The organism is Saccharopolyspora sp. NPDC049357 (assembly GCF_040677225.1).
Classification (GTDB): domain Bacteria; phylum Actinomycetota; class Actinomycetes; order Mycobacteriales; family Pseudonocardiaceae; genus Saccharopolyspora.
Genome location: NZ_JBFAQJ010000044.1, coordinates 42,316 through 52,854, shown reverse-complemented (window position 1 = coordinate 52,854; position 10,539 = coordinate 42,316). Strand labels below are relative to the sequence as shown.

General features: G+C 70.1%; 13 protein-coding genes. 8 read left to right on the top strand and 5 right to left on the bottom strand.

Features of this window, described 5'->3' with window-relative positions; genetic code table 11:
- Positions 1-85: 85 nt before the first annotated feature.
- Together AB0J91_RS27770 and AB0J91_RS27765 are read right to left on the bottom strand one after the other, a co-directional pair.
- Positions 86-1,207, bottom strand: a complete 1,122-nt coding sequence (locus AB0J91_RS27770; RefSeq protein WP_363874610.1) for a glycerate kinase — start codon at positions 1,205-1,207, stop codon at positions 86-88.
- A gap of 17 nt (positions 1,208-1,224) precedes the next feature.
- Positions 1,225-2,025 carry a TIM barrel protein gene (locus AB0J91_RS27765; protein WP_363874607.1) on the bottom strand — a complete coding sequence of 267 codons (801 nt, stop codon included), beginning with the start codon at positions 2,023-2,025 and terminating at the stop codon, positions 1,225-1,227.
- A 64-nt stretch (positions 2,026-2,089) separates the two neighbouring features.
- Here AB0J91_RS27765 and AB0J91_RS27760 point away from each other — a divergent pair, with 64 nt between their 5' ends.
- From AB0J91_RS27760 to AB0J91_RS27730, 7 genes are all read left to right on the top strand, one after another.
- Positions 2,090-2,338, top strand: coding sequence for a hypothetical protein (locus AB0J91_RS27760; RefSeq protein ID WP_363874604.1), 249 nt, complete (start codon positions 2,090-2,092; stop codon positions 2,336-2,338).
- 10 nt (positions 2,339-2,348) lie between these two features.
- On the top strand, positions 2,349-2,711 hold the full coding sequence (locus AB0J91_RS27755) for a helix-turn-helix domain-containing protein (RefSeq protein ID WP_363795920.1): 363 nt from the start codon (positions 2,349-2,351) through the stop codon (positions 2,709-2,711).
- A gap of 171 nt (positions 2,712-2,882) precedes the next feature.
- Positions 2,883-3,383, top strand: coding sequence for a 2-oxo-4-hydroxy-4-carboxy-5-ureidoimidazoline decarboxylase (gene uraD, locus AB0J91_RS27750; RefSeq protein ID WP_363874601.1), 501 nt, complete (start codon positions 2,883-2,885; stop codon positions 3,381-3,383).
- Entirely contained in the window at positions 3,380-3,724 is a 345-nt protein-coding gene (uraH, locus tag AB0J91_RS27745; RefSeq protein ID WP_363874598.1) for a hydroxyisourate hydrolase, read from the top strand. The genes uraD and uraH overlap by 4 nt, the downstream gene beginning before the upstream one ends.
- 3 nt (positions 3,725-3,727) lie before the next feature.
- Entirely contained in the window at positions 3,728-4,618 is an 891-nt protein-coding gene (gene pucL, locus AB0J91_RS27740; RefSeq protein WP_363874595.1) for a factor-independent urate hydroxylase, read from the top strand.
- A 264-nt stretch (positions 4,619-4,882) separates the two neighbouring features.
- Positions 4,883-6,214: a nucleobase:cation symporter-2 family protein gene (locus tag AB0J91_RS27735; RefSeq protein WP_363874592.1), complete on the top strand. Its 1,332-nt coding sequence runs from the start codon at positions 4,883-4,885 to the stop codon at positions 6,212-6,214.
- A gap of 173 nt (positions 6,215-6,387) precedes the next feature.
- Positions 6,388-7,443, top strand: a complete 1,056-nt coding sequence (locus tag AB0J91_RS27730; protein WP_363874589.1) for a S8 family serine peptidase — start codon at positions 6,388-6,390, stop codon at positions 7,441-7,443.
- Positions 7,444-7,713: 270 nt separating this feature from the next.
- On the opposite strand, the gene AB0J91_RS27725 is transcribed toward AB0J91_RS27730, so the two are convergent.
- Complete coding sequence (locus tag AB0J91_RS27725; RefSeq protein WP_363874586.1) at positions 7,714-7,929, bottom strand: hypothetical protein; 216 nt, start codon at positions 7,927-7,929, stop codon at positions 7,714-7,716.
- 35 nt (positions 7,930-7,964) lie between these two features.
- On the opposite strand from AB0J91_RS27725, the gene AB0J91_RS27720 reads away from it, so the two are divergent.
- Complete coding sequence (locus tag AB0J91_RS27720) at positions 7,965-8,879, top strand: serine/threonine-protein kinase (protein ID WP_363874583.1); 915 nt, start codon at positions 7,965-7,967, stop codon at positions 8,877-8,879.
- A 112-nt stretch (positions 8,880-8,991) separates the two neighbouring features.
- On the opposite strand, the gene AB0J91_RS27715 is transcribed toward AB0J91_RS27720, so the two are convergent.
- Both AB0J91_RS27715 and AB0J91_RS27710 read right to left on the bottom strand, forming a co-directional pair.
- Positions 8,992-9,309 carry a hypothetical protein gene (locus AB0J91_RS27715; protein WP_363795905.1) on the bottom strand — a complete coding sequence of 106 codons (318 nt, stop codon included), beginning with the start codon at positions 9,307-9,309 and terminating at the stop codon, positions 8,992-8,994.
- 74 nt (positions 9,310-9,383) lie between these two features.
- On the bottom strand, positions 9,384-10,433 hold the full coding sequence (locus AB0J91_RS27710) for an alcohol dehydrogenase catalytic domain-containing protein (protein ID WP_363874580.1): 1,050 nt from the start codon (positions 10,431-10,433) through the stop codon (positions 9,384-9,386).
- Positions 10,434-10,539: the final 106 nt, after the last annotated feature.

The window sequence follows — 10,539 nt, the reverse complement described above, 5'->3', positions numbered from 1 at the left end:
TTTTTTATTAACCCGCTAAATACGCGGCTCGGGTTTCGGGTTCGAATTTCGCGCGAAATTCGAATCCCACCTCGAAAGCTGCTGCTCAGAGGTGGTTCTCGGCCAGCGTTGCGGCGAGGGTCGTCAGGATGGGGGCCGGGTCGGCCATGCAGCGCTGCGGGTCGGGTTCGACGTCGAGGAGGGCGTAGGCCGCGTCGATCCCCGCCTCCGCCAGCCGCTCCCGGGTGAGATCGCAGCGGCCCGCGATGGCGATGACCGGGATTCCCGCTTCGATGGCGCGAGCCGCGACCCCGGCCGGGGCCTTGCCGTGCAGGGTCTGCTCGTCCAGCGCGCCTTCGCCGGTGATGACCAGGCCCGCGCCGTCGAGCTGGGAGTGGAAGCCGACGAGGTCGAGGACGACGTCCACGCCGGGCCGCATCGTCGCGCCCAGCGCCGCCAGAGCCGCGAAACCGACCCCGCCTGCCGCGCCCGCGCCGGGCTGCTCGGCGACGTCGCGTCCGCCTGCGTCTCGCATGACCTGCGCGTACCGGGCCAGAGCGGCGTCGAGCAGCTCCACCTGCTCGGGGTTCGCGCCCTTCTGCGGGCCGTAGACGTGGGCGGCGCCGTCCGGTCCGGTGAGCGGGTTGTTCACGTCGGACGCGAGGATCAGCTCGACCTCACCGATCCTGGGGTCCAGCCCGGACAGGTCGATCTCGCCGACGTTGGCCAGCGGGCCGCCGCCGGGTGCGACCGGATTCCCGTTCGCGTCCAGGATTTTCGCGCCGAGGACGGTGAGCAGCCCGGCACCGCCGTCGGTGCAGGCGCTGCCGCCGACACCGAGCACGATCCGCCGGGCGCCGGTGCTCAGCGCCGCCAGCAGCGCCTCGCCGGTCCCGTCGCTGGAGGCGCCGAGGGCGTCGAGGTCGTCGGGGTCGAGCAGCGCGAGGCCGGAGGCGGAGGCGAGTTCGACGACGGCGGTCTCCCCGTCGTAGGCGATCTCGGTGTCCACCGGGTACCCGGTGGGGCCGCTGACCGGCACGGTCATCCGGGCGTACCCGGCGGCCAGAGCGGCGTCGACGGTGCCGTCACCGCCGTCGGCGACGGGGGCGAGCCGCAGTTCCAGGTCGGGGCGCGCCTGGCGCAGCCCGGCGGCGACCGCCTCGGCCACTTCCGGTGCGGTGAGGGTGCCTTTGAACTTGTCCGGTGCGATGAGGACGGGGCCGGGCAACGTGACGCCTCCTTGGTTCAGCTCGCGATCCAGCCGAAGGATTCGGTGCTGGCGCCGCTGGGTTTGTATTCGAGTCCGATGTGGCCGGTGTAGCCGACCTCGTCGAGCCGGCTGAAGTAGTGCGCGAAGTCGATCGATCCGGTGCCGGGTTCCCCGCGTCCCGGTGAGTCGGCGATCTGCACGTGCCCGATCGCTTCCGGGCGTCGGTCGAGCACCGAGTTCGGATCGTCGCCGTTGGTGACCAGGTGGTACAGGTCGAACAGCAGGTGGACGTCGTCCACCTCGCCGGCCTCGCGCACCCGGTCGACGACGGCGAGCCCGTCGGCGGAGGTCCGCAGCGGATAGCTCGGGATCCCGCTGACCGGCTCGATGAGAACGGTACCGCCGATCCGGGCGACGGCGCGGGCGGCGCGCACCAGGCTCTCGGTGGCGGCCTCGTCCTGGGCGCGCGGGTCCACGCCGTCGATGCGGTTGCCGTAGAGCGCGTTGAACGCGCGGCAACCGAGGCGCTCGCCGATCTCGCAGAGCACGTCGATGTTGGCCGCGAACTGCCCGGCCCGGTCCGGATCGGACAGCACTCCTCGCTCACCCGCGGCGAGGTCGCCGCCGTAGAAGTTCAGTCCTACCAGCGACACACCTGCGTCGTCGATGGCCCGGATGAACTTCTCCACGTCGGCTTCGGCGGGCACGGCGGTCTCGAAGGGCCACCAGAACTCCACGCGGTCGAACCCCGCGGCCTTGGCGGCTGCCGGTCGTTCCAGCAGATCCAGCTCGGTGAACAGGATCGACAGATTGACGTCTAATCGGTCGGTCTTCATCGGCTTCCCGTCTGGGTCGTGGTTGCACGCGGACGCTACCGTCTCGGTCAGGGAGGTCGGTCCGATGATGCTGCGCGCAGAGTTCACCACGGAACCGTTCGAGGGCGAGGGCGAGCCACCGGCGCACGCGCTGGCGGCCCGGGACTGCCTGTTGGCGGCGGGCCTGGATCCGGACTTCGGCCCGCTGGGCACGGCGATCAGCGGCGACCGCGAGCGGCTGCTGCCCGCGCTGGCGGAGGTGCTGGACAAGGCGCTGGCGGCGGGAGCGAGCCGGATCACCCTGCAGGTCACCGCCGAGGACGACCGGGTCTAGGCTGGTCACGATGCATCCGCTGGCCAACGCGATCGCCCCGCTGCTGGAACACATCGGGGCCACAACCGTGCCCGTGGACCAGCGGGAACCGGGCGACATCGTGCTGAACTGGGAAGGTTCTCCGGCGGTCGCCGTGCGCGTGCCGGGCCAGGAGCTCACCAGCGCCCTGGACCGCCTGATCCGCGAGGTGGAGTCCGAGCTCGGCGCGAAGCTGCCCGACCTGCCCCGCCCGGAGAAGCAGAAGGCGGTCCGGCTGCTGGAGGAGCGCGGCGCGTTCAGCATGCGCAAGTCCGTCGAGACCGTCGCCAAGGCCCTCGGCGTCAGCCGCTTCACGGTGTACAACTACCTCAACCGCGACCAGGCGCGGGACTGACCTCACGCCTGCCGCTCAACTCCCAGGGCAGTGCTGACCTGGCTCTTTCAACAAACTGTTGACACCCCGTCGGGGTGGTCGTAGCTTTTTGCGCACCGGACCGGACCTGCGGTCACCGAGTTCTCTCGGCACGATCGAACCGGCATGTGAACCACTTCAGCGGAGAAGCGCATGGCTACCACCACCGGTGTGCGACGGCTCAACGAATCACCTCGGGCCGAACTCATCGACAGGCTGCTGAACTGCCTGGACATCACCCGATGGGCGGCCGACATCGCCGATGCGCGCCCCTTCGCCGACGCCGAGGCCGTTCAGCGGACCGCCGCGAACGCCGCCCCGGACCTCACCGACTCGGAGATCTTCCAGGCCCTGGCCGCTCACCCCCGCATCGGCGAACGACCCGCCGACACCGGCCGCGGCGCCGAGTTCTCCCGCCGCGAGCAGGCCGGGGTCGGCGACGACCTCGCCGAGGAGCTGCGGGCCGCCAACCTGGAGTACGAGCGCCGCTTCGGGCACGTCTACCTGGTGTGCGCCAGCGGACGCAGCGGCGAGGAGCTCCTGGAGATCCTGCGCTCCCGGCTGGACAACAAGCCCGACGACGAGCTGCGCATCGTCGACTCCGAACTCCGCAAGATCGCCGCGCTGCGGCTGGCGAAAGTGATCGAACCATGAGCGCTGTGACCACCCACGTCCTCGACGCCGCCCTGGGCAAGCCCGCAGCGGGCGTCGCCGTCCGACTGGAGACCGCCGACGGGGAACCCCTGCCGGGCGGAGCTCCGTCGGCGACCGGCCGGACCGACTCCGACGGCCGCTGCCGCGACCTCGGTCCCGACCGCCTCGACGCGGGCGACTACCGGCTGACCTTCGACACCGGCGCGTACTTCGACCAGCGAGGAACCGCCGCGTTCTACCCGGAGGTGTCCATCACCTTCCGGATCACCGATCCCGAGCAGCATCACCACGTTCCACTGCTGCTGAGCCCGTTCGCCTACTCCACCTATCGAGGGAGCTGAATCATGGGCATCTCCATGGGCCCGAACCAGTACGGCAAGGCCGAGGTCCGCATCGTCACCGTGGACCGCTCGACGCCGCGCCACTCCATCAAGGACCTCAACGTCAGCACCTCGCTGCGCGGCGACCTCGACGAGGTGCACCTGTCCGGCGACAACGCCAGGGTGCTGCCGACCGACACGCAGAAGAACACCGTCTACGCCTTCGCCAAGCAGCAGCCGATCGGTGAGATCGAGGACTTCGCGCTCCGGCTGGGCAGGCACTTCGTGTCCTCCGCCGAGGGCATCAACGGCGCGCGGATCCTCATCGACGAGTACGGCTGGCAGCGGATCCCCGTCGAGGGCACCGGTCACGACCACTCGTTCTCCCGGGCGAGCGACGAGAAGCGCACGACGGCGGTCACCATCGACGGCGACCAGGCGCACGTGGTCTCGGGGCTGAAGGACCTGGTGGTGCTCAAGTCGACCGGCTCGGAGTTCTGGGGCTACCCGAAGGACCAGTACACGACGCTGGCCGAGACCACCGACCGGATCCTGGCGACCGCGGTCACCGCCCGCTGGCGCTACCTGCACACCGACGTGGACTGGGCCAAGAGCTTCGAGTCCGTCCGCGCCACGATGCTGGAGGCCTTCGCCACCACGCACAGCCTCGCCCTGCAGCAGAGCCTCTACGAGATGGGCAAGGCCGCGCTGGAGGCGCACCCGGAGCTGGCCGAGGTCCGGCTCTCGCTGCCGAACAAGCACCACTTCCTCGTCGACCTCTCGCCCTTCGGGCTGGAGAACGACAACGAGGTCTTCTTCGCCGCCGACCGCCCCTACGGCCTCATCGAGGGCGTCGTCCGCCGCGACGACGTCGATGACGCGCCGATGGCGTGGTACAGCACCGCGGAGTTCTGAGAACTCCCCGCTGACGGGATCGCCGTGCGCAGCGGTGCGGGCTGCGGTCGTGGTGCCCACGACTCGCGGCCACGCCGCTCACCCAACGCGGATCCGTCGAAATCCCCTGAAGTTGAAGGCGTTCCTGGTGGGACGCCCGGTCCATCGTGCCCAAAAGTCCATCGTGGACCGAAATAGCGTTGCAACACAACGAAAACCGGGAAAGAACAACTCGTGCCGATAGTGACGTGACGACGTAGCCCTGCGGGTTTGGGAGCGAAGAACATGGCCACAACCGACAGCACCACGCACCCGTGCGACGAGGTGCTACCGCCAACCCGGATGATCGCCTTCGGCATCCAGCACGTCGCGGCGATGTACGCCGGCGTCGTGGCACCACCGCTGATCGTCGGCGAGGCCATCGGGCTTCCACCGCTGCAGATGACGTTGCTGATCGGCGCGAGCCTGTTCACCGCAGGCCTGGCCACCGCCTTGCAGGCACTGGGGGTGTGGAAGATCGGCGCCCGGATGCCGTTCGTCAACGGTGTGACGTTCGGGTCCGTGGCGCCGATCCTCGCCATCGTCGCCCAGCAGAGCGGATCGCAGAACCCGCTGTCGGTGGTCTACGGCTCCGTGCTCATCGCCGGAGTGCTGGCGTTCATCGCCGCGCCGTACTTCTCCCGGCTGGTGCGGTTCTTCCCACCGGTGGTCAACGGCACCGTGATCACCCTGATCGGGCTGTCGCTGATGCCCGTGGCGATCAAGTGGATCGCCGGGCAGGACAGCGACGCCCCCGACTACGCGGCACCGCAGAAGGTCCTGCTCGGCGCGGTCACCTTCGTGCTGGTGCTGCTGTTCAACCGCTTCCTCACCGGCTTCCTCAACCGGATCGCGCTGCTCATCGGCCTGCTCGTGGGCAGCCTCATCGCCTGGCCGATGGGCCTGGTCGACACCTCGACCTTCGAATCGGCGCCGCTGTTCAACCTCCCGGTGCCCTTCGAGCTCGGGGCGCCGGCGTTCAGCCTCACCGCCACGCTGTCGATCTGCATCGTGATGCTGGTGGCGATGATGGAGAGCACCGCCGACATGATCGCGCTCGGCGAGATCGTCGACCGACCCGCCGACGAGAAGACCATCGCCGCCGGCCTTCGGGCCGACGGTGCGGGCAGCGCCATCTCGGCGATCTTCGGCGGATTCACCTGCAGCGCGTTCGCGCAGAACATCGGCCTGGTCGCGCTGACCGGCGTGCGCAGCCGGTTCGTGGTCGCCACCGGCGGCGGCGTGCTGGTGCTGCTGGGCCTGTTCCCGGTCGCAGGCGCCGTGGTCTCGCTGGTGCCGCAGCCGGTGCTCGGCGGCGCCGCGCTCGTGCTGTTCGGATCGGTTGCCACCAGCGGCATCCGCACCCTGAGCAAGGCCGGGCTCGGCGACCCGCACAACGCGCTGATCGTGGCGGGAGCGCTCGGCATCGGGCTGATCCCGGTCGTGGCGCCCTCGTTCTACGACCACTTCCCCGAGGCGCTGCGCACCGTTCTCGACTCCGGGATCAGCACCGGCTGCATCGCCGCCCTGCTGCTGAACCTGCTGTTCAGCAAGCCGCGCGAACCGCACATGTCGTAATTGCGGGGCTGCGACCGCTTTTCGAACTCACCTAATTGGAATGATCACATTCCGCATTGCTCCGGCCGAAGGAACTTGGCTCGGTGAACGGTCCAATCACGGTTGCGAGTGAAACTATTCGCCGACCGGCTCGTTGATCCGCCGAACGCCGAGCCAACCCAATGGGAGTCGCAATGCGCATGCGGACCCTGGTCACCGCGAGCCTGGTCGGCTTATCGCTGGTGGCAACGCAAGCGAGTGCCGGCGCCGCCGCCGGTGACCCGCTGATCGACAAGCAGTGGGGCTTGCAGCAACTGCACGCGCCAGAAGCCTGGGCCGGCAGCACCGGCGGAGGGCAGACCATCGCCGTCGTGGACACCGGCCTTGACCTCGGACATCCCGAGTTCAGCGGCAAACTCGTCCCCGGCGCCACCTTCTCCTGCGGCGGAGCACCGGGGCCGTGCGGCAACGGTGACTGGACCGGTGCCGACGGCCTCGGCCAGGAATCCGACGTGCACGGCACGCACGTCGCCGGAATCGCGGCGGCCGCCGCGGGCAACGGCGTCGGCATCGCCGGCGTCGCGCCGGACGCCAAGATCATGCCGATCAAGGCTCTGGAGAACGGCTCGGGCACGTTCGAGGAGATCGGGGCTGGTGTTCGCTACGCCGCCGATCACGGTGCGAACGTCATCAACCTGAGCCTGGGCGCCCAGCCCGGCATCCAGGTCCTGACCCTGCTGGGCCTGCAGTCGGCCACCAAGGAGGCCATCGCCTACGCCCGCGAGAAGGGCGTCGTCGTGGTGGCGTCGGCGGGCAACGAGACCGCGCCGCTGTGCGACACCCCGTCCTGGGAGGAGGGCGCGCTGTGCGTCGCGGCGACCGACGCCGACGAGATGCACGCCGTGTACTCCAACCTCGGCGTCAAGCTCAACCTGCGGGCGGTTTCCGCCCCGGGCGGTTCGTCGCTGGGCGACTGCGACGGCGACGTCTGGTCGAGCGTCCCCCGCGGGATGGGCAGGCCGGAGTGCGGTCAGGCCGACTACGACGCCCTCGCCGGGACGTCGATGGCCGCCCCGCAGGTCGCCGGGGTCGCCGCGCTGCTGGGCGCGCAAGGACGTGACGCCGCCGGTGTCGAGGACGCGCTGATCTCCACCGCGCGCACCCCGATCGCCGGTCTGCGCGGGGTGTACAACCCGGTGTACGGCTACGGCGTCGTCGACGCCGCGGCCGCCGTCGCGTCCCAGGGCTGAGCCCGGAGAACCGGAATACCGCAGTATTCGGGTTCCCGATTACCGCGGTATTCCGGGTCCCGTCCAGGTCCGGGCTGGTTCGGGTTGAGCCGGGTTGGGCCGGGTTGGGCTGAAGTTCTCCTCGAACCGCGGCTGGTGATGGCATTCGCCATTATCAGCCGCGGTTCTTCATTCGCTGTGTGAAGCCCTTTTCATCCGAAACCGGTCGCATCGGCCACTCGATCTACGGAACAATGGTCTGATGGGCTGCCCCCGCGGTGGCCCGAATGATCACCGGACCTTCGGGAGCGCGCAGTGGACCTTTCCAAGCTTTTCCAGATGGTGTCCCCGGCGAAACAGCACCATTCGCGCGGCAGCAGCGACCACCACCGCCGACACCGCGACAGCAGCGACCACCGACGCCGACGGGACAGCAGCGACGACCACCGCCGTCGCCGGCGCGACAGCAGCGACCACCGACGTCGTCGCGACAGCAGCGACGACCACCGCCGCCGGCACCGCAGTCACAGCTGACCGCAGCGGTGCTGACAGATTCGTTGACCTCGTCCTACTACTTCGGCGAACCGGAGCAGAGCTGGGGACCGCCCGGAGCGCCGCTGGCGCCCGGCGACACCCTCGCCTCCGGCTACCGGATCGTCGACCACCTGCGGCGCGGTAGCCGGCTCGATGTCTACGACGTGTGGAGCGAGCAGCGGTCCTGCCGCTGCATCGCCAAGACGATCAGACCGGAGCGCGCCGCCGACGAACGCGCGATCGCCTGGCTCCGCAACGAGGGCGTGCTGCTGACCCAGCTCACCCACCCGCACCTGCTGCGCGGCTACGAGATCGTGCGCACCGCCGAGCCCGAGCGCCCGGCGGTGATCACCGAAACGCTGCCCGGCCACACCCTCAGCTACCTGATCGCCGAGCTGGGCAGGCTCCGCCCGGTCGACGCGGCGGTGCTCGGCATCCAGCTGTGCTCGGCGCTGCACTACCTGCACGGGCACGGCTGGGTGCACCTGGACGTGAAACCGTCCAACGTCGTCGAGATCGGTGGCCGCGCGGTGCTGCTGGACCTGAGCCTGGTGTGCCGGATCGGCGAGAAGAGCTCGGCGGGCACGTTCGACTACCTCTCGCCGGAACAGGCCAGGGGCGAGCGCATGTCGCCCGCAGCGGACGTCTGGGGGCTCGGCGTGACGCTGTACGAGGCGCTGTCGGGCACCACGCCGTGGGCGTCGGCCTCGCACCGCGAGCGCACCGGCGGCGGCAGCCGTCACTACCCGCAGCGCGACGAGCGGGCCGCACCGCTGCGCACCCACCGGCGGCTGCCCGCGGCGCTCTCGCGCACCGTCGACGAGTGCCTGACGCCGGATCCCAAGTCCCGGCCGAGCATCGCGGACGTCTCCGCGAAGCTGGTGTCCTGGTCAGGCATGGATCCCCGCTCGGTCGGCGCCTAGGAGAAGCAGTTTCAGGAATCGCTTTGCTTGGCGGTGCCAGCGGCAGAACCTGCGGCGGTGCGAGCTGACCGCCCCACACCTGAAACCGCGGCTCCGCCGCTTCTCAAAAGCCTCACCGGCGTCGACGGAAGGCGATGGCGCAGGCCACCACCGCTGTCGCCAGTGCGAGCTGACCGCCCCACACGATCCGGTTGACGTTCACCGCCGGGTGCCAGGAGACCGTCCCGTCGGCGGCGAGGGAGAACGCGCCGATCGCGCGCGCACGCACTCCACCGCCGCCTCCGGTGTCGTCGCCCTGCCCGCCCCAGCCCCCGCCGAGCTGCACCTCGCCGACGGGGACGAGCGTGGTATCGCCCTGGCTGACGGGCTCACCGAAGATCTGGTGATCGCCCAGCTGGTCCTTGAGCTTGTCGAGCGCGTCCTGTTCCATCTCCGGTCCCTTCCACGACGTCCGAGCACAGTCTGCCGCGACCGCGCGGTCGGTGGTGGACGAACGCCGCTGGATCAGAACCGGATGACCTGGCGCATGGCCCGACCCGAGGCGAGCTCGTCCATGGCGTGGTTGATGCCGTCGAGGCCGATGCTGCCGGAGACCAGCTCGTCGACGGGGAGCTTCCCGGCGCGCCAGAGCTCGGCGTACTCCGGGATGTCCTGCTGCGGCAGGCCGGTTCCCAGGAACGAGCCGATGATCGTTCGGGTCTCGCTGACCAGCGCCAGCGGCGAGATGCTGGCCCGCGCGTCGGGCGAGGGCAGGCCGACCGACACCGTCCGCCCGGCGGGTGCGGTCACCTGCACGGCGGTCTCGAACGCTCGGGCGTTGCCGCTGGCGTCGATCACCACGGCGCTGCGGCTCCCGCTGTCGACGGCCTCGTCCGGCGTGAGCGCCTTGGTCGCGCCCAGATCCAGGCCGCGTTCGCGCTTGCTCTGGAGGGGGTCGACGACGGTGACGCTGCCCGCGCCGAGGGCCTTGGCGACCAGCACCGCGGCCATGCCGACACCGCCGATGCCGACGACCGTCACGTCCTCGCCGGGTTGCAGCGCTGCCGCGTTCTTCACCGCCCCACCGCCGGTGAGCACGGCGCAGCCGAGCAGCGCACCGATGTCCGGCGGCACGTCGTCGGGCACCGGGACCAGCGAGTGGCGGTCGACCACGGCGTGCGTGGCGAAGCCGGAAACCCCGCAGTGGTGGTGCACTTCGCGTCCGTCCCAGCTCAACCGGCGTTCGCCGGACAGCAGGGTTCCCGCGCCGTTGGCGGCCCACCCGGGCGTGCACAGCCGCTTGCCGCCCGCTTGGCACGCCTCGCACTCCTCGCAGCGCGGCACGAAGAACAGAACGACCCGCTGACCGGCGGAGACATCGGTGACGCCGGGCCCGACTCGCTCGACGCGGCCGCACGCCTCGTGCCCCAGCAGCATCGGGACCGGCCGCACCCTGTTCCCGTCCACAACGGACAGATCGGAGTGGCAGACCCCGGCGGCCTCCATCCGCACCAGCAGTTCGCCCGGACCGGGCTCGCCGAGCTCGACCTCGGTCACCGCAATCGGTTTCGTCATCTCCCACGGTCCCGAACGACCGCACTCCTGCAGAACCGCACCCCGAATTTCCATGACCTCCATCCCCACACACCGAACCCGCGAGAGCAAGCCCCGGGCCCGCATC